This is a genomic window from Bradyrhizobium sp. 1200_D9_N1_1, from assembly GCF_052075915.1.
In the GTDB taxonomy this organism is placed as follows: domain Bacteria; phylum Pseudomonadota; class Alphaproteobacteria; order Rhizobiales; family Xanthobacteraceae; genus Bradyrhizobium; species Bradyrhizobium diazoefficiens.
On record NZ_CP197226.1, the window covers coordinates 2,406,306 to 2,424,993 of the forward strand.

Consider the following 18,688-nt stretch of genomic DNA (forward strand, 5'->3'; position numbering starts at 1 on the left):
TCCAATGCAGGCACAAGAAGGCGCGGCGGTCCTGGTGATGGAGCAGCCGGTCGTGGACGCCGAGGCGATGACGGTTGAAGCGGCATCGAGCAATGCGCTGTTGCCCGTGCTGCTGCCGAATGTCGGCGGCGAGGCGGTGGTCGACAGGGCCGAGGCGGCGAGAGCGGACGAAGTGCGCGGCCTGCTGGCGGCGATCCGCAGGCTCGAGAGTATCGTCGAGGAGGAGACGGTTGCGCTCGCGACGGGCAAGAAGATCGATTTCGACGATTTCAGCGCCCGCAAGAGCCGGAGCATGCTCGAGTTCGTCCGCCTGATGCGGGCGCGGATGCATCTCGGCAGCGAGGTCGAGATCACCGAGGAGGTCCAGCGGCTGCGCGAGAAGCTGGAGCGGAATCGTTCCATCCTCGAAATGCATTACGACGCGGTGCGCGAGGTCGCGACCATCATCGTCAAGGCAATCAAGGATGCCGATTCGGACGGCACCTATACCGGTCGCGCAACGCAGGACGGAAAATGATCAGACTCGTGCTTGCCGGGCTCTGGGTCTGCATCCTCACGGCAGGCACGAGCTACGCCGTGGCCTATTGGAAGGAAAACGGCAGCCTGCTGCCGGCAAAGGACGCATATCTCGACGGGCTCCAATACCAGAAGACGCGGGCGCTGAGCGTGCCCATGGTCGAGAACGGCAATGTGCAGGGCTACATCGTCGCGCGCTTCGTCTACACCGTGGAGGCGCGGACCATGCACCAGCTCAACGTTCCGCCGGAGCCGTTCGTCGTCGACGAGGCCTTCCGCAGGATCTATGCCGACGACCGCCTCGATTTCAGGAAGCTCGCGCGCTACGACCTCTCCATCCTCACGACGGGCATCAAGCAGCGCGTCAACGAGCGGATGCAGGCCGACGTCGTCCAGGACGTCCTGGTCGAGGACTTCAACTACGTCTCGAAGGAAGAATTCCAGCAGAAACCCTAGCGCATGGCCCGGACAGGCGCGAAGCGGCTTTCCGGAAGGATCGTGCTCGACCTGGAAACCAAAGCGCGCCCCTGATTTCGCAGCGCTTTGGTATGGCGGCGCCTCGCGCCTCGGGGCCTTGCCTTCTGCCGTCTCAGCCGCCGAAAGTACAACGGCCTCTGCGAAGGTGCTCCGCAGAGGCCGTTGTCGTTTTTCGCGGCAGCGCTCAGCCGCGTCAGTTACCGGCCGGATAGGCCGCCGGGGCGATGTGCGCCCGGTTGAGGAGGATGCCGACCTCGTCGAGCTCCTGCATCGGCACGTCGACGGTCTCGCCGGCGGGGATGTTGAGGCGGTATCCGACATAACGCCGGGCCACGATCGCGTCGAAGCCGAGGCGGTCGCGGAGCTTCTTGCGCAGTTTGCTGACGTGGCTCTCGATCACGCTCTCGTCGAAGGTCGACTCGAAGATGCCGTAGACCGCGTTGAAGATCTGCGTCTTGGTGATCCACTTGCCGTGGTTGCTGACCATATATTCGAGAATACGCAATTCACGGCGGGGCAGGGTGAGGGCGTGGCCCGCGATCTCGGGGTCGCGCCCGTTGAAGAAGACCTGGATCCTGGTCTCGCAGGGTCTCGGCAACTCGCCCACCCGGCGGCGCGCGATCGCGGCCGTTCGGGCGAGGATCTCGCGCAGGTGAATCGGCACGTACACGACGTCGTCAACGCCCGATTCGAACAGCTCCAGCGTGTTCTTGAGCATCTTCTGGCCGCTCATGGCGATGATGGGAGCCGAGGAGCGCTTGCGCATCGCCCGCGGCAGGCTTCCGCGGGCGTCGCAATCCCCGAGGAGGAAGGCGTCGACCGCTGCCAGGTCCGATTCACTCGCAGATTGCAGCCAGTCCCAGAATTCTCCGGAGGAGAAGCCGATCGACGATACGCCTTCGCGAACGAGCCCTCCAACGTAGCTGTTCGTGACGCTCTCACGATCATCAACGATAATATACATCAGTCTTTCGCCCCTGTTTCGCACTTATCGCGGCCGGTTGGTTGTTGTGATGCCCGGCTCGGCGACCATGCTGTTTGACGATATTTCCATCCCGCGAACCGTTGTTATGGTTTCGATATTCGCGGGCAGCCCTACGCATTCAGTGCCTGCGTTTTCCGCGGGCCTGTTACTTCGACTCGATACTGAACGCTTACTGCGTGAGGCTCGGCGGGTGTCTTACGGATCACCTCGCGGAGCGGATTGAGACAGCGACCTAGAACAGTTGCGCCAAGTTGCTTATCGCGTCCGAACGCTACTGAACCTTGCCGATCTCCTCGCCAACTGGCGAGAATCACTTGGATAGGACCGTAACAATTGCCGATTTCCGATCAAGCGCGCGCATCAAAGCGATTGCTATGTGTGTTTGATGCTGTTGGTTTGTTTCGAGTTGTTTCTTGATATATTCAATCGCATCAGTTGATTTGGATTTTGAACTAGTTTTGCACCGTGACGGATCTATAGTTCCGCATCCCCGTATAATCACAGCTATTTCGGGTGGTGCTGCGGGGTAGGCGTATGGAGGGGTTTTCAACCCCGGATTGACTCTCTCCACCGGTTTTCCACATGCGACAATTCGACTCATGTGTGGCGAGGCGACTCCAGCTTGGCGAAATCTTGGCGAGGGTGTGTCTTTCGAGTCGCACTCTCGCCACGTGCGTGACGCGTTTGACTCATGCGACGTCGCATCGTGCGTGATGAAAAGTTTTCGATGCGCACGTTTCGGGCAAGCTTCGACAAATAAATTCGTCGTTCGATAGATCTAACCGAACGGAGCATTCTCGCATGTTGTCCGATGGAAAAGCTCGTCCCAACGAGACCGCTGACGTTTCCTCGGCGGCGAAGCCGGCTCCGGAGCCACGCAATACAAGGGACAGCGCGACGCAAACGGCCAAGCCTGCCGCGAGCGCAAAGCGTGCGTCGGCTGCGGCGAGCGACGAAGCGCTGGCGAAAGAGGCGCTCGAGGGGCTGAAGCGCATTCGCGCCAAGGCGCGCCTCGACAAGATGGCGATACCCAAGCCCGCGCCGGTCGTGATGAAGCCGGCAGTGATCGTGGCCAAGCCGCCGCCGCCCCGTCCGACCTGGGTCGCGCCGCTCGCAACGTTGGCGGTCGCCGCCATCCTGGTGGTCTGCGCCTGCACCGGTGTGATTGCCTATCTCACCACGCAGCCCGCCCAGAACAATGTCGCGGCCAATACGGAGATCAGGAATCTGCGCGAGACGGTCGCCCAGCTGCGCAAGCAGGTGTCGGGCGTGTCCGAAAATCTCGACGGCCTGCGCACCGCGGTCGATCAATCGAGCAAGGCGACCAACGATCGCTTCGGCAGGTTTGCCGAGAATCTGGACCGCATCGAGCGGGTGAGCTCGTCCTCGACGGTCAAGCTCGACAAGCTCGCCCAGGCGCAAGCCCAGGCTCCGGCGCCGACAGTGGCGCAATCGCAGCCGTCGTCGCAGGCCGCGCCGATGATGGCTTCGCTCGCAGCGCCCGAGGTCACGGGCTCGGTGTCTCCCTCCGAGCGCGCATCAGTGCCGCGGAAGGTGGTCAAGGGCTGGTCGGTGCGCCAGGCCTATGAGGGGATTGCGATCCTGCAAAGCCCGAACGGCGTCATCGAGGCCGTGCTGGGGCAGCAGGTGCCCGGCCTTGGCCGCATCGAGCAGATCCGGAACGAGAACGGGCGCCTTGTGGTCGAATCCAGCGGGGGCGTGATCTACTCGTCGCGCAAGGCAACGCCGTGATCGAGCGCCGCCTCTATTGGCGGTGATGCTCGAAGCTGGTGCATAGCAGATCGACCTCCGGCTCCGCGATTGGCGCGCGAAACAGGCGGCAGCTGAACTCGACCGTCGTCTTGCCGTCCGCCGCGGTGCGATCTTCCCGGAGGAAGATGCAGCGCTTGCAGACGTCGGTATGGTGCCGCTGCTCGGCCGCGTCCGACTGGTCCAGCACGTGGCGGAGCGCGTCGCGGAAGCGGATCTTGGCCTCGTCGTCGAGCACAGCAATCGCCTCGACGAGGACGTTGACGGGATCGCGCGCCAGGAACTTCTTGCCCGGCTGCGTAACGCTCAGCATCACCGACCGCTTGTCCTTGGCCGAGCGCTTTCGCTCGAGATAGCCGAGCCGTTCCAGCTCGCCGATGATGAACGAGGCGGTGCCGCGCGTGGTGCCGACGTAACTCGCGAGCGCCGAGGGCGTGCGGGAAAACCGGTTGGCGCGGGAGAGGAAGCGCAGCGCCATCCACTCGCGATCGCGCAAGCCGTGCTTGGTGCCTTCGAACCAGAGGATTCGTGCGACCTGCTCCAACAGTTCAATCGATTCGCGAGCCAAATTCATTTCACTTCCAAGTCGGATAAAGCTTTATTCAACTGAGCCTTCGGGGGAGCGCAATCTGGGTGGACGAGAATGAAACCCGCGGGCGATCCTTGGTCGGACGGCGCGCCCACTGGGAAGACGTCCTCCGTTTCCGGAGATGGAACTTCCGGCCGTGGAACTAGAGCGTCACAAAGAAAGTTCGAGTAAACCGCGCGGCTCAACTCTTCTGAAAATTTCAGTCAAATGACGGCGGCTCGCGTGCGGGATTCCGATAGCGCGCAACATCCCGGCAACATGATGTGTCGTTGCGGCCACCATGCAGCCCGTTTGTTGCGGCGAAGCGTTTCGAATTGCGCGAGGGGGCGGAGTGTCTGCAGCTTCTGACCGCGTGAGGCGCGGCGGAAGAACCCCTATTTTCGGTTAATGGATGTTGCGCCGCAGCGCAGCCACGCGGTTAAATCGGGCACACGATCAAATCCGGAAAGCTTGCGCGTGGCCTTGCGCGGACGATCGCCGGCCAGCGGCATCATCTCGATTCAGCTCAGGCAGGACATGGGGGAGCGGCGTCAGGGACATGCCTGCAGACCGCATGCTCGCAGGCTGGTGATTTGCGTTTCCTCGGCAACTATTGGCGAATGCGTCGCCCCCGGGGGTACCAGGCAGCAGGAAGGAATAGACTGATGAGTTTCGAAACGATCATGACATCCGACGTCGTCGGGCTGACGAAAGTTGCCCCGGTCTCGCGCCGCGGATTCATGAGCGCGACCGCAGCCGTCGCCGCTGGCTACACGCTTGCGGCAGGTCCCGTCCGTGCCGAGGTGATCGCGACGGATACCAAGGGCCTCCAGGCCGGCGACGCCAGGATCAAGGTCGGCTCCGAGGAGATGCCTGCCTATTTCGCCCGCCCCGCCGGCAACACCAAGGCGCCGGTGATCATCGTGGCGATGGAGATTTTCGGCCTGCACGAATACATCAAGGACGTGACGCGGCGCCTGGCCAAGCTCGGCGCATTCGCAATCGCGCCCGACTATTACTTCCGCAAGGGCGTCGACCTGACCAAGGTGACCGACATCAAGGACCTGTTGGCGGTCGTGAATGCCAAGCCGGACGCCGAGCTGCTGTCCGATCTCGACGTGACGGTGGCGTGGGCGGGATCGCAGGGCGGCGATACCGCCAAGCTCGGTATCATCGGCTTCTGCCGCGGCGGGCGCTCCGTCTGGGAATATGCCGCTCACGGCGGTACTCTCAAGGCGGGTGTCGCCTTCTATGGGACGGTGGTCGACCCCGCCAATCCACTGTGGCCGAAGAGCCCGCTCCAGCTCGCACCCGAGATGAAGACGCCGGTGCTCGGCCTCTATGGCGGCGCCGATACCGGCATTCCCGTTGCGCAGGTCGAGCAGCTCAAGGCGGCGCTCGAGCAGAACAAGAAGACGGCCGAATTCAAGATCTACCCCGAAGCGCCGCACGGCTTCCATGCCGACTACCGCGGCAGCTACCGCAAGGACGCCGCGGAAGATGCCTGGAAGCAGGCCGAGGCCTGGTTCAAGAAATATGGCGTCCTGAGCTGACGCCGGAGCATGATCCGGAAAAGTGTGCAGCGGTTTTCCGACAAGATCATGCTCAAGCAATTCAAGAGGGCGGCCCGCACGGCCGCCCTTTCTGTTTCAGCGTGCCGATCTCACTTCACCATCGCGCCATAGACGATGTCCTGGACCTGCTCGCGATAGTATTTCCTGAGCTCACCGGGCGCCGCCGTTCCCACCACGACGACGAGACGCTCCCTGGGATCGCAGAAGAACTGCGTTCCGAACGCGCCGTTCCAGGTGAACTCGCCGGGGTTGCCGGGGACCGACGACACCCCTTCGCCGGTGCGGACCGCAACCGCGAGGCCAAAGCCGAAACCGGCGCGATGCGGCTCGATGACCGCCACGTTGTTCTTGATCTCGGGGCCGAGATGGTTGGTCGTCATATGATGCACGGTCTTCGGGCCGAGGATGCGCTGGCCGTCGAGCTCGCCGCCGTTGAGCAGCATCTGCCCGAAGCGGATGTAGTCGCCGACCGTCGCGAACGAACAGGCGCCGCCGCAGTCGAACCTGGTCGGCGTGTCCAGCAGCTTGATGGCTTGCGGCTTCCCCGTCAGCGGATCGTTGGCAAACGGGCGGGCGAGGCGAGGGCGCTGCGCGTCGGTCGGGTGGAAGGTCGCGTCCTTCATGCCGAGCGGCTGCCACACATTGGCGGCGAGATAGTCGCCGAGCCGCTGTTCGCTCACCTTCTCGACGACGGCGCCGAGCACATCGATCGAAAAGCCGTATTCGAACTCGGTCGAGGGCTGATGCGCCAGCGGCAGCTTTGTGATGCGGTCGACGAAGGCCTGCGTGTCGCCTTCGATCGCCGGCGCGACGCCATCAGGGTATTGCCGCGCCACCGGGCTCGAACTGTCCGAGCGACCGCCATACATCAATCCGGACGTATGCCGGTAGAGATCGTGGATGAAGATCGGCGAGGCCTGCGGCTCGAGCTTGAGCGAGCCGTCGGCCTGCTGAACGCCGACCTTCATGTCGGCAAAGCCGGGATAGTAGTCGGACAGCCTGGCCTGGAGCGGCAACTGGCCCTTCTCCATCAGCGTCAGGCCTGCGACTGCGGCCATCGGCTTGGTCATCGAGGCCAGCGCGAAGATCGCGTCGACCGGCATCGGCGTGCCCTTGTCCGGATCGAGCAGGCCATAGGCCTTGTAGTGCACGAGCTTGCCGTCACGCGCCACTGCGACGACGGCGCCGGGCACGCGCTTTGCGGCGATTTCGCGGGCGAAGAAACTGTCGAGCCGTGCAAGACCCTGCTTCGAGAAACCGGCGTCGTCAGGATTGGCTTCGGGCAGCGGTGCGGCGCGCGCTGCACCGAATGCGATGACGGCAGCCGCCGCCGCGATCATGGCGATCGTCTTCTTCATTGTATCCTCCCAAGGCGAGCTCGTTTCGTTGTGGCTCGCGCGGCACCTAGATCACGATCGCACTGGGGCGAAGTCAAGCGCAGGCAGGGCATGTCTGGGAGGCGTCGGAGGTGGATCCTATCGTCCTTCGCCCGCGCGCCACAGTGCATCCAGGGCGTGGCGGTAGGTCGGATAGGCCAGCGTGACGCCGAGCTCGCGCTTCAATTTCGCGTTGGAGACGCGAGCGCTGCTGGCATAGAAGCTACGCGCCATCGCCGACATCTCGGCGGTCTCGAACGCCTCTTCGGGCGGCGGCGCGACGCCCATGAGCTGGGCCGCATAGGCGATCACGTCCTGCGGCGGCGCGGGCTCGTCGTCGCAGACGTTCCAGGTGCCGCTGCCCTGGTGACGAACCGCGGCCATGATCGCGCTTGCGATGTCGTCGGTGTGGATGCGGTTGAAGACCTGTCCGGGCTTGATGATGCGCCGGGCCGTTCCGGCGCGCAGCGTCACCAGCGCGTTGCGGCCGGGACCGTAGATGCCTGCAAGCCGCAGGATCGCGACATCGCCGCGCCCGATATCCGTCCAGGCCTGCTCCGCTGCGAGCCGCATGCGTGTGCGGTCGAGGGCGGCCTGCGGCGGCGTGCTTTCGTCCACCCAGCTGCCTGCGTGATCGCCATAGACGCCGATCGTGGACAGGTAGATGATCTTGCGCTGACGGCCCCCGGCCAGCACGTCCGCGCAGGCCGCGATTGCGGGATCGCCGGCGCTGCCGGGCGGGATCGAGATGAGAAGGACATCGGCGTCGCTGATACGTTCGGCCGTCTCGCGAGCCGGGCGGCTGCCGGAAAACGGGTGCACCTCGATGCCTGCAAGGTCATCCCGTTTCGCGGGATCGCGCACCGTGCCGGCGATGTGCGAGAACGTTCCGCCGAATCTGCGGACGAAATGCCTGGCGCTGTAGCCGAAGCCTAGAATGAAGAGCCGCATGCCTCTCCCGTGCAGGTCGGAGTTCCCGTCGCGCCAGCTGCGCGCCCCCGCTCATAAGGGATTTTTGGGTCCGGCAAAAGATATTGCAATTTTACGCGCCCGCCAGTGCGGGCGATGATCGCTCGTCGCGGAGATGTCATCAGGGAAGCGTCGATCATGCAGGCAGAAGCGGCCACTATGCCGCCATTGGACGCCGCGGAGCTGATCCGGCGCGCGGCCGCGCTGATCTTCGATGTCGACGGCACCCTGGCCGAGACGGAGGAACTGCATCGGCAGGCCTTCAACCATGCCTTTGTCCGCCACGGTCTCGACTGGCATTGGGACCGCGCCGTCTACAAGGACCTGCTGCGGGTGACAGGCGGCAAGGAGCGAATTCGCGCTCACCACGCTCGGCTGCGGATTGCCCGGCCATTGTCAGACGAAGACATCGCCGAACTCCACCGCGTCAAGACCGCGCACTACGCCGCGCTGATCGAGACCGGCTGTTGCCCGCTGCGGCCGGGCGTGACGGACCTTCTGACCGCGGCGAAGGCCCGCGGCCAGCGGCTTGCGATCGCGACCACCACCTCGCACGGCAACATCGATGCGCTGCTGTCGCGGGCGCTGGGGATGCGCTGGGCCGCGGACTTCGATGCGATCGTTGCCGGCGACGACGTGCGGCACAAGAAGCCTGCGCCGGATGTCTATCTCGAAGTCCTGGCGCGGCTGAAGATGGAGCCTTTCGACTGCGTCGCAATCGAGGATTCCGCCAACGGCCTGATTGCGGCGTCGCGGGCGAACATCCCGGTTCTGATCACCCGCAGCATGTTCTTCCGGGACGATGATCTCGGCGCGGCACGGTTGGTGCTGGACGATCTGTCGGGGCTTCGATGAGGTCGCCAACTAAAAAACTGAAAAACAACCCCATGCACAGTAGAACGGGCCGGCGGGCCTGCCGCCTTCAGTGGACGCGGTGACTCGTTCTATCGTCTTCAGCCTGCTCGACAATCTGCGCAATCGGGCTCGACTGATGGTGAACCAGGCGCCAGTCGTCGCCGACGCGGCGAAAATGGTTGGCAGCGGCCAAGGCGGTGCCGTCGAGGATCTCGATGCAGAGCACGCGCGCGCAGTCGCCGTCGACGATGGCCTGCGGCTCGGCGCAGACGATCTGCGGTCGCTCCGGATTTTGCAGGATGTCGCGCCAGCTCCCGATCACGGTGGCCCGCCCGATGATCGCAGGCCAGCCGGGATGGATGCAGGAGATGGCGTCGTCATCCGCCCACATCTGTTCCATTCCGGCGAAGTCGCCCGTTGAAAAGGCGGCGTAGAAGGCCGCGTTCGCGGCGATGACCTTGCTGTCCTTTGCCATTGCTCTCGGGTGAGGCAATGACAGGCAAAAATCAAGCGCGACTTCCGTCGACTTTGCGTTCGATTTGGACCGCAGTGCAGCATTACTGCCCAGTTTGTGGTCACGCAGAAACGTGCGTCTCCACCGCCCGCCGCGCGCCGTCCGTATAGAGACGGCCGAGCGCCGCGATCACGGCCTCGCGCAGGCGCGGCTCGGCACCCAGCGGCCCGAACACTTGTCCGACCCCGAGCAGTGCGGGCGCGAGCCGTTCGGCGACAGGGCCCGCCTCGCGCGCCAAGCCTGCGAACTCGCCGGCGAGGGGATCGCGCACGTCGATGGCGCGGCCGTGCTCGTCGCGCGCGGTGACGTAGCGCATCCAGCCGGCCACCGCGAGCGCATGCGTCGCGATCGGCAGGTTCTTGGCGAGGCGATCCCGCATCGCGCCGAGCAGGCGTTGCGGCAGCTTTTGCGAGCCGTCCATCGCGATCTGCCAGGTGCGATGATGCAGCGCCGGATTGGCGAAGCGCTTGAGCAGCGAGGCGCGATAGGCGGCAAGGTCGGTGCTCGCCGGCATCTTCAGCGTCACCGCGGCCTCTTCCATCACCTGCGCGGCGAGACGCGCGAAGTGCGGATCCTGCATGGTGTCGGCGATGGTCTCGTAGCCGGCGAGATAGCCGAGATAGGCGAGCGCGGAATGGCTGGCGTTGAGCAGCCGAAGCTTCATCAGCTCGAACGGCTTGACGTCGGTGACGAGCTCGACGCCCGCGGCGGCAAGATCGGGCCGGCCCGCCGCGAAGCGGTCCTCGACCACCCATTGCGTGAAGGGCTCGGTCATCACCGGCCAGGCGTCGCGGAAGCCCAGCGCGGATGACACCGCATCGCGGTCGGCATCCGTCGTCTCCGGCACGATGCGGTCGACCATGGTCGAGGGAAAGGCTGCGGTATCCGCGATCCACTTGCCGAGATCCTTCGAGCGCAGCGCCGCGAACTGCGTCACGATCCGTTGCACGGTGTGGCCGTTGGCGGCGAGGTTGTCGCAGCACAGCACGGTGAAGGGCGCAAGCCCCTGCGCCCGGCGGCGCGCCAGCGCGGCCACGATGAAGCCGGGGGCCGAGCGCGGCGCGTCAAAATTGTTGAGATCGTGCACGACGTCCGGATGCCGCTCGTCGAGATCGCCGGTCTGCGGCGTATGACAATAGCCTTTCTCGGTGACGGTGAGCGAGACGATGCGAATGGCGGGATCGGCCATCCGCTCGATCAACCGCACCGGGTTCTCGCGTGCGACGACGCTGTCGAGCAAAGCGCCGATGACGCGGTGCTCGGTGCCCTCAGTGGCACGAACGGCAACGGTGTAGAGATGATCCTGCGGGGCGAGGGCGTCGCGCGTATCCGGGCTGCGCAGGCTCGCGCCGACGATGCCCCAGGATGCGCTGCCTGTGGCAAGGCAATCGTCGATGACGACGGCCTGATGCGCGCGATGAAAGGCCCCGAGGCCCAGATGCACGATGCCGGGCGTGACGCGCGATCGGTCATAGGCCGGGCGGCGGATGGCCGGCGGCAGCCGGTCGAGATTGGCGCGGCCAAGACGCGTTGAATTATGGCGCATGGTCGTCTCTCCCTGTCTTTGGCCGCTGCTTGACATGGCGCCCGTCCTCGGTCAATGCTCCGGTCAATTGGTAAGGCCAATTATCCAAAATTGGCGGGCGGCGGGTTTGGACGACCCCGCGCGACCCTTTCGGGGAGGACCAGCGTGCCGCTGGAAGCTGTGGAGGCGAGACGGCTCTATCGCCAGGTCGCCGATCAATTGCGAAGCCTGATCGACAGCGGCGAGTACGCGGTCGGCAGCCGCTTGCCGACCGAGCGCGAGCTCGCCGAGCAGCTCAAGGTGTCGCGGCCGACGGTGCGCGAAGCCCTGATCGCGCTCGAGGTCGAAGGCCGCCTGCGCATCCGCGTCGGGTCCGGCATCTATGTGATCGAGCCCGCGGCCGTTGCGGCGCCTGCGACCGCTTCCGTCATCGAGGGGCCGTTCGAGCTGTTGCGCGCCCGCGAATTCCTGGAGAGTGCCATCGCCGAGCAGGCCGCGCGCGTCGCGACCAAGGACGACGTCGCGCGCATCGACGCGTCGCTTCTCGCGATGGAGAATGTCGAGCACCCCGGCGAAGCCTCGATGGTCCACGACCGCGCCTTCCATGTCGCGATCGCCGGAAGTCTCGGCAATGCCGTCCTGGTGCGCGTGGTCGGCGAGCTGTTCGACCAGCGCCTCAATCCCTATTTCGCGCAGCTTGCGCATTATTTCGAGAACCCGGGCACCTGGCGCACCGCGCTCGACGAGCATCGCGCCGTGCGCGACGCGATCGCCGCGCATGATCCGGACGCCGCGCGCGAGGCGATGCGCAAACACCTGGCGCGCTCGCAGGAGCGCTTTGCGCAGAATTTCGGCGCCGTGGCTGCGTCAGGATCGTCCCCGGCACGATCTCCGGCAACGCCGGCAAAACCAGAGCGGGCGCCGAAGAAGCAGGCCGAAAAACAGGCCAAGAAGCAAGCCAAGAGCGGCAGCGCGCGGCGGCGATGAGATTGGGCGGCCCGCATTCCTTGCAGGCGGGCGAACAAGAAGCAGACTTGAACGATGGAGGAAAAGTCAGTGTTGAAGAAGATGACGATGATGCTCGCGGTCTCGGCCGCGGCGATGTTTGCAACGACCCAGGCCGGCATGGCGCAGACCAAGCTGAAATGGGCCCATGTCTACGAGACCTCTGAGCCGTTCCATACCGCTTCGGTCTGGGCCGCGCAGGAGATCGGCAAGCGCACCAAGGGGCGCTATGCGGTCGATGTCTATCCGGCGTCCCAGCTCGGCAAGGAAGCCGACATCAACCAGGGCCTTTCGCTCGGCTCGGTCGACATCATCATCTCCGGCTCGAGCTTCGCGGCCAAGAGCTTCCCGCCGATCGGCGTGACCTACTATCCCTACACCTTCCGCGACGCCGATCATCCTGGCCTACACCAAGAGCGACATCTTCAAGGAACTCGCCAAGGGCTATGAGGACAAGAGCGGCCACCACATCGTCGCCGTGACCTATTACGGCGTGCGCCAGACCTCGTCGAACAAGCCGATCAAGAGCTGCGCCGACCTCAAGGGCCTGAAGATGCGCGTGCCCGACGTTCCGGCCTATCTCGCAATGCCGCGCGCCTGCGGCGCCAACACCGCGCCGATCGCGTTCGCCGAAGTCTATCTCGCGCTCCAGAACGGCACCGTCGAGGCACAGGAGAATCCGCTGACCACGATCGAGGCCAAGAAGTTCTACGAGGTGCAGAAGCACATCGTGCTGACCGGTCACATCGTCGACCACCTCAACACGGTGGTGGCGGGCGCGCTCTGGAAGAAGCTCTCGGACGAGGACAAGAAGATCTTCACCGACGTCGCGCAGGAGGCCGCCGCCAAGGCGACCGCGGAGATCAAGCAGAACGAAGCCAAGCTGGTCGCCTTCTTCAAGGAGAAGGGCCTGACCGTGACCGAGGTCGACAAGAACGAGTTCCGCGACACCGTGCTGAAGAACGTCGCGTTCGAGACGTTTGGCTATCGCAAGGCGGATTGGGAACGGATTCAGGAAGTTAAATAGCAGTGACTGTCATTCCGGGGCTCGCGAAGCGAGAACCCGGAATCTCGAGGTTCCGGGTTCGACGCTGACGCGTCGCCCCGGAACGACGATTTGGAGAGAGGTAACCCCATGTCGACCGCCGAAATACACCGGCAGATCACCGCGGACGAGATCGCCCACACCTTCGAGGAGGAGGCGACGCCGAAGGTCGATCTCGGCATCTACGCTTTCGAGGACTGGGTGGCGCTGGCGATCTTCTGGGTGATGGCGCTCGCCGTCTTCCTCCAGTTCTTCACCCGCTACGTCCTCAACGACAGCTATGCCTGGACCGAGGAGATCGCGACCTACTGCCTAATCGGCGTGGTCTTCATCGGCGCCTCGATGTGCGTGCGGCTGTCGCGGCACATCCAGGTCGATCTGATCTACCGTTATCTGCCGCATCTCGTCGCGCGCACGCTGTCGACGGTCATCGACCTGATCCGGATCGCCTTCTTCGGCTACGCCATCAAGCTGGTCTGGGTCTACATCCAGATCATCGGCGACGAGTCGATGACCACGATCAATCTTCCCAAGGACTACGTCTATTACGCCGTGCTGGCCGGCTTCGTGCTGATGTTCGCGCGCTCGGTGCAGGTGGCGCTGCAACATCTGCGACAGGGCTACTCGATCCTCGAACGTCCCGGCGCCTACGACGGTTTTGAAGGGTAAGGTCATGCTGCTGTTGCTTGGTGGTTTTCTCCTCCTGATGCTGCTCGGCGTTCCCGTGGCGATCGCCATGGCCGCGTCGTCGCTGCTCTACATCCTGGTCAGCGGCGTGACGCCCGACGTCACGCTGGCGCAGCGCATGATCGCCGGCGTCGAGAGCTTCCCGCTGCTCGCCGTGCCGTTCTTCATCCTGGCCGGCAACCTCATGAACATCGCCGGCGTCACCGGCCGCATCTACAAGTTCGCGGTCGCGCTGGTCGGCTGGATGCGCGGCGGCCTCGGCCACGTCAACATCATCGGCTCGGTGATCTTCTCCGGCATGTCGGGCACCGCCATCGCGGACGCTGCCGGCCTCGGCACCATCGAGATCAAGGCGATGAAGGACCACGGCTATTCGACCGAGTTCTCGGTCGGCGTCACTGCGGCGTCCGCGACGCTCGGCCCGATCATCCCGCCGTCGCTGCCCTTCGTGATCTACGGCATGATGGCGAACGTCTCGATCGGCGCACTGTTCCTGGGCGGCGTCATTCCCGGCATCGTCATGACGCTTCTGATGATGGCCACCGTCACCTACTTCGCGCACAAGAACAAATGGGGCAGCGACACGCCGTTCTCCTGGCCGCAGCTCGGCTCGGCCGGCCTCGAGATCGCCATCGTGCTCGCTTTCCCGCTCGCGATCTGGCTGATGGTGGTCGCCGGCATGTCGACCAACATGGCGGTCGTCATCGGGCTCGGCGTGCTGCTCGCGATCGACTGGTATTTCGACTTCTCCGCGGTGATGGCGCTGATGGCGCCGGTGATCCTGATCGGCGGCATGACGCTGGGCTGGTTCACGCCGACCGAGGCCGCGGTTGCCGCCGTGATCTGGTCGCTGTTCCTCGGGCTCGTGCGCTACCGCACCATGACGCTGAAGACGGTGGCGAAGGCGACTTTCGACACCATCGAGACCACGGCCTCGGTGCTGTTCATCGTGACAGCTGCGTCGATCTTCGCCTGGCTGCTGACGGTGTCGCAGGCCGCCCAGATGCTCTCGGACTGGATGCTCAGCATCACCCACAACAAATGGGTGTTCCTTGCGTTGGCCAACGTCCTGATCCTGTTCGTCGGCTGCTTCATCGACACCACGGCGGCGATCACCATTCTGGTGCCGATCCTGTTGCCGATCGTGCTCAAGCTCGGCATCGATCCGATCCATTTCGGCCTGATCATGACGCTGAACCTGATGATCGGCCTGCTGCATCCGCCGCTCGGCATGGTGCTGTTCGTGCTCGCCCGCGTGGCAAAACTCTCGGTCGAACGCACGACGGTGGCGATCCTGCCCTGGCTGGTGCCGCTGATGCTCGCGCTGATCGCGATCACCTACATCCCCGAACTGACCCTCTGGCTGCCTAAATACATGGGACTCTCCAAATGACCTCCACTGCTCTCGCCGCAACCCTGTTCGGCCCCGAAGATCTGCGCATGATCGAGCATCCGCTCGACAAGCTCGCATCAGGCATGGTGCGCATCCGCTTCGGCGCCGGCGGCATCTGCGGCTCGGACATGCATTATTTCCGTCATGCGCGGACCGGTGATTTCGTGGTGAAGTCGCCTTTGGTGCTGGGACATGAGATCTCCGGCGAGGTCGTGGAGATATCGGGTTCCGCAGCCAATCTGAAGGTCGGCGACCGCGTCGCCGTCAATCCGTCGCGCTGGTGCGGCCATTGCGTCGCCTGCCGCGAGGGCCGGCCGAACCTCTGCGAAAACATCTATTTCATGGGCTCGGCCTCGAAGACCCCGCACATGCAGGGCGGCTTTGCCAATTACTTCGACGCGATCCCCGCGCAATGCGTCAAGATTCCCGATCACGTCTCCTATCAGGCGGCAGCGCTCGCCGAGCCGCTCGCAGTCTGCCTGCACGCGGTCGCGCGCGCCGGCAATATCGAGGGCAAGCGCGGCATCATCTTCGGCGCCGGTCCGATCGGGCTTCTGACCATGCTCGCCGCGCACCGTGCCGGCATGGCCGACATCACGGTGGCCGACATCGCACCGGCACCGCTCGCCTTTGCGAGCCGGCTTGGCGCCTCTCATGTCGAGAACGTATCGGGTGGCGAAGAGGGCCTGAAGGCGCAGGCCGCTGCACGTCCCTACGACGTCGCGTTCGAAGTCTCGGGCACGGCCGCGGGCCTTGCCAGTGCGATCGGCATCGTCCGGCGTGGCGGCGTCGTGGTGCAGATCGGCAATCTGCCCGGTGGCCAGATCCCGACGCCGTCGAACGCCGTGATGGCGAAGGAGATCGACCTGCGCGGCTCGTTCCGCTTCGGCTTCGAGTTCATGACGGCGGTGGAACTGATTTCCGCTGGCAGCGTCGACGTGCTGTCGCTGGTCACGGCCGAGCGGCCGCTCTCGACCGCACCCGATGCGCTGCGGCTGGCGCTCGACCGCTCGCAGAGCGTCAAGGTCGTGCTGACTGCGAACTGATCCGGGAGAATCTCGATGATGTTGCAAGGATGGCGCTGGTACGGACCGGACGATCCGGTCTCGCTCGATGACGTCAGGCAGGCCGGGGCGACGGATATCGTCTCGGCGCTGCATCAGGTGCCGATCGGGGAGGCCTGGACGCGCAAGGCGGTCGAGGAGCGCAAGAACTTCATCGAGCGCGGCCAGCCCGGCCGCTCGCAACTGACGTGGTCGGTGGTGGAGTCGATTCCGATCCCTGACGACGTCAAGCGGCTCGGCGGTAAGGCGACGAAGTCGATTGAGGCGTGGATCGCGAGCCTTGAGGCCGTGGCCGCTTCCGGCATCAAGATCATCTGCTACAATTTCATGCCCGTGGTGGACTGGTGCCGTACCGATCTGGAATGGGAGCTGCCGAACGGCGCTCGTGCCATGCGGTTCGACCAGGATCGCTTTGCCGCGTTCGAGCTGCACATCCTTAAGCGTCCGGCCGCCGCGCAGGAGTATTCACCGGAGCAGCAAGCGCGCGCGAAAACGCTGTTCGACCAGTTGAGCCAGGCCGACATCGACTATCTCGTCATGGTCATCGCCAGCGCGCTGCCCGGCTCGACAACCGAGCCGATGACGATCCCGCAATTCCGCGACCGGCTCGAAACGTACCGCGATATCACGCCAAGAATCCTGCGACAGCATCTCGCCGAGTTTTTGGAGCGCGTCACCCCCGTTGCGGAACAGCTCGGCGTCTCGCTGACCCTGCATCCCGACGATCCGCCGCGTCCGCTGTTTGGACTGCCGCGCATTGCCTCCTCGGCCGACGACTATCAGGCGCTGTTCGACGCCGTGCCGTCGAAGGCCAACGGCATCTGCCTGTGCACGGGCTCGCTCGGCGTGCGGCCCGAGAACAACCTGCCTGAAATGGCCGAGCGCTTCGGCCCGCGCATTGCGTTTGCGCATCTGCGCGCGACCAAGCGCGAGGCGGACGGCCTGTCATTCTACGAATCCGATCATCTCGACGGCGACGTCGACATGGTCGCCGTGCTCAAGGCGCTGCTGAAGGAGAACGCGCGGCGCTCGCCCGACAAAAGAATCGTGTTCCGCCCCGATCACGGCCACCGCATGCTCGACGATCTCGCCGCCACCAAGCGCACCAATCCCGGCTACACCGCGATCGGCCGCCTGCGCGGCCTCGCCGAGCTCCGCGGCGCCGTCAGGGCGATCGAGCATCGGTGACGGCGTGGTGCGCTTCGCCTCTCCCCGCTTGCGGGGAGAGGCCGGATTGCATCGAAGATGCAATCCGGGTGAGGGGGACTCTCCGCGAGTCCAACTCTCACCGTCCTTGCGGAGACTCCCCCTCACCCCGACCCTCTCTCCGCAGGCGGGGAGAGGGAGCAACTAATAGCACGCGGCCATCGCGCCGAGTTTCGGATAGAGCTTGTCGATCGCGGTGATCTCGCTTTTCATCTGCGCGATGATCCAGTCGCGGATCTCGGTGGCGATGGGGCGCATCGGCCGGTTGCGCGGCGGCAGGAATTCGCAGATGCGGCGCGTGGTGGTGAGCGTGTCGGACGCCGGCACCAGCGCGCCGGTCAGGAGCCAGTGCGAAGCGACCGTCAGCCAGCCGAGCGCAATGCCTTGGCCGAGCAGGGCAGCCTGCATCACAACGGCATAGTCGGTGAAGCTCAGCGCCTTGGCCGCACCGCGGCGCCCGGTGAGAAGCGAGGCGTAATCCGCGGCCCAGTCGCCCGGCGTCTCGGCGAGGCGGATGATGGTGTTGCCCTCGGCAGGGTCGGTCTCGCCGAGATAGCCGGGGCTGCACATCGGCAGCATCACTTCCTTCATCACCAGCGTGCCGCCGGACGACGGCTCGTCGCGGTCGCGAAAGCGCATGCCGAGATCGACATTCTCCACCGGCCCGCGCAGCGCGCCGGAGATCAGCTGGAAGCGCAAATCGACCTCAGGAAACTGCCGCTGCAGCTTGTCGATGCGCGGCATCAGCCAATGCGTGGTGAAGGCGGAGGAGACCGACAGCGTCACCGTCTCGGTGCCCTTGCGCCGCCGTTCGATTTCCACGAGTCCGCTCTCGATGCTGCGAAAGCCTTCGAGCACACGGCGATAGAGCAACTCGCCTTCCTCGGTGAGCACCGCGCGGCCGGCCTTGCGGTCGAACAGGCGGACGCCGAGATGCTGCTCGAACTGGCCGAGCATCCGGCTCACCGCGGGCTGCGTGACGTTCAATTCGGCGGCCGCCGCGGTGAAACTGCCATTGCGCGCTGCTGCGTCGAAGACGAACAGGGCGTTACTGGACGGCAGCATCCGGCGGAGCTCGGGCATAAGGTCATGTTATGAGCCGGGTGAGAATTTGGCAATTGCCGAGTTTTGCCAAGTCTGGTGTCATTCGCATGACAGC

At 64.7% G+C, this 18,688-nt stretch carries 17 protein-coding genes and 1 pseudogene; 11 read left to right on the forward strand and 7 right to left on the reverse strand.

What is annotated here, in order from left to right:
• Positions 1–4: 4 nt before the first annotated feature.
• Together AB5K84_RS11675 and AB5K84_RS11680 are read left to right on the forward strand one after the other, a co-directional pair.
• Complete coding sequence (locus AB5K84_RS11675) at positions 5–517, forward strand: hypothetical protein (protein WP_011089587.1); 513 nt, start codon at positions 5–7, stop codon at positions 515–517.
• Positions 514–972 carry a hypothetical protein gene (locus tag AB5K84_RS11680; protein WP_011089586.1) on the forward strand — a complete coding sequence of 153 codons (459 nt, stop codon included), beginning with the start codon at positions 514–516 and terminating at the stop codon, positions 970–972. Before AB5K84_RS11675 ends, AB5K84_RS11680 begins: the two co-directional genes overlap by 4 nt.
• A 214-nt stretch (positions 973–1,186) precedes the next feature.
• Here AB5K84_RS11680 and AB5K84_RS11685 read toward each other — a convergent pair whose 3' ends face one another.
• Positions 1,187–1,957, reverse strand: coding sequence for a response regulator transcription factor (locus tag AB5K84_RS11685; RefSeq protein WP_028175236.1), 771 nt, complete (start codon positions 1,955–1,957; stop codon positions 1,187–1,189).
• A gap of 822 nt (positions 1,958–2,779) precedes the next feature.
• On the opposite strand from AB5K84_RS11685, the gene AB5K84_RS11690 reads away from it, so the two are divergent.
• Positions 2,780–3,730 carry a hypothetical protein gene (locus tag AB5K84_RS11690; protein ID WP_441232398.1) on the forward strand — a complete coding sequence of 317 codons (951 nt, stop codon included), beginning with the start codon at positions 2,780–2,782 and terminating at the stop codon, positions 3,728–3,730.
• Positions 3,731–3,743: 13 nt separating this feature from the next.
• Here the strand turns inward: AB5K84_RS11690 and AB5K84_RS11695 are convergent, their stop codons facing one another.
• Complete coding sequence (locus AB5K84_RS11695) at positions 3,744–4,322, reverse strand: MarR family winged helix-turn-helix transcriptional regulator (RefSeq protein ID WP_011089582.1); 579 nt, start codon at positions 4,320–4,322, stop codon at positions 3,744–3,746.
• 659 nt (positions 4,323–4,981) lie between these two features.
• Between AB5K84_RS11695 and AB5K84_RS11700 the strand changes: the two genes are divergently transcribed.
• Positions 4,982–5,869, forward strand: coding sequence for a dienelactone hydrolase family protein (locus tag AB5K84_RS11700; RefSeq protein WP_011089580.1), 888 nt, complete (start codon positions 4,982–4,984; stop codon positions 5,867–5,869).
• Positions 5,870–5,979: 110 nt separating this feature from the next.
• Here the strand turns inward: AB5K84_RS11700 and AB5K84_RS11705 are convergent, their stop codons facing one another.
• Positions 5,980–7,248, reverse strand: coding sequence for a serine hydrolase domain-containing protein (locus AB5K84_RS11705; protein ID WP_011089579.1), 1,269 nt, complete (start codon positions 7,246–7,248; stop codon positions 5,980–5,982).
• A 117-nt stretch (positions 7,249–7,365) separates the two neighbouring features.
• Positions 7,366–8,217, reverse strand: coding sequence for an SDR family oxidoreductase (locus AB5K84_RS11710; RefSeq protein WP_011089578.1), 852 nt, complete (start codon positions 8,215–8,217; stop codon positions 7,366–7,368).
• Between the two features lie 156 nt (positions 8,218–8,373).
• Here AB5K84_RS11710 and AB5K84_RS11715 point away from each other — a divergent pair, with 156 nt between their 5' ends.
• Entirely contained in the window at positions 8,374–9,090 is a 717-nt protein-coding gene (locus AB5K84_RS11715; RefSeq protein ID WP_038965679.1) for an HAD family hydrolase, read from the forward strand.
• A 67-nt stretch (positions 9,091–9,157) separates the two neighbouring features.
• Here the strand turns inward: AB5K84_RS11715 and AB5K84_RS11720 are convergent, their stop codons facing one another.
• Together AB5K84_RS11720 and AB5K84_RS11725 are read right to left on the reverse strand one after the other, a co-directional pair.
• A complete protein-coding gene (locus AB5K84_RS11720) occupies positions 9,158–9,565 on the reverse strand; it encodes a nuclear transport factor 2 family protein (RefSeq protein ID WP_011089576.1) in 408 nt (135 codons plus the stop codon).
• Between the two features lie 100 nt (positions 9,566–9,665).
• Entirely contained in the window at positions 9,666–11,150 is a 1,485-nt protein-coding gene (locus AB5K84_RS11725; RefSeq protein ID WP_038965670.1) for a mannitol dehydrogenase family protein, read from the reverse strand.
• Between the two features lie 144 nt (positions 11,151–11,294).
• On the opposite strand from AB5K84_RS11725, the gene AB5K84_RS11730 reads away from it, so the two are divergent.
• From AB5K84_RS11730 to uxuA, 6 genes and pseudogenes are all read left to right on the forward strand, one after another.
• Entirely contained in the window at positions 11,295–12,116 is an 822-nt protein-coding gene (locus AB5K84_RS11730; RefSeq protein WP_038965671.1) for a FadR/GntR family transcriptional regulator, read from the forward strand.
• Between the two features lie 87 nt (positions 12,117–12,203).
• Positions 12,204–13,161: pseudogene (locus AB5K84_RS11735) on the forward strand (sialic acid TRAP transporter substrate-binding protein SiaP).
• Positions 13,162–13,269: 108 nt separating this feature from the next.
• Positions 13,270–13,848, forward strand: coding sequence for a TRAP transporter small permease (locus AB5K84_RS11740; RefSeq protein WP_011089572.1), 579 nt, complete (start codon positions 13,270–13,272; stop codon positions 13,846–13,848).
• A 4-nt stretch (positions 13,849–13,852) separates the two neighbouring features.
• Positions 13,853–15,259, forward strand: a complete 1,407-nt coding sequence (locus AB5K84_RS11745; RefSeq protein ID WP_011089571.1) for a TRAP transporter large permease — start codon at positions 13,853–13,855, stop codon at positions 15,257–15,259.
• A complete protein-coding gene (locus AB5K84_RS11750; protein ID WP_011089570.1) occupies positions 15,256–16,305 on the forward strand; it encodes an L-idonate 5-dehydrogenase in 1,050 nt (349 codons plus the stop codon). Before AB5K84_RS11745 ends, AB5K84_RS11750 begins: the two co-directional genes overlap by 4 nt.
• Before the next feature lie 15 nt (positions 16,306–16,320).
• The gene (gene uxuA, locus AB5K84_RS11755; RefSeq protein WP_011089569.1) at positions 16,321–17,511 is read left to right on the forward strand and encodes a mannonate dehydratase; all 1,191 of its coding nucleotides are present in this window, start codon (positions 16,321–16,323) and stop codon (positions 17,509–17,511) included.
• A gap of 162 nt (positions 17,512–17,673) precedes the next feature.
• Here the strand turns inward: uxuA and AB5K84_RS11760 are convergent, their stop codons facing one another.
• Positions 17,674–18,612, reverse strand: coding sequence for a LysR family transcriptional regulator (locus AB5K84_RS11760; protein ID WP_011089568.1), 939 nt, complete (start codon positions 18,610–18,612; stop codon positions 17,674–17,676).
• Positions 18,613–18,688 lie beyond the last annotated feature (76 nt).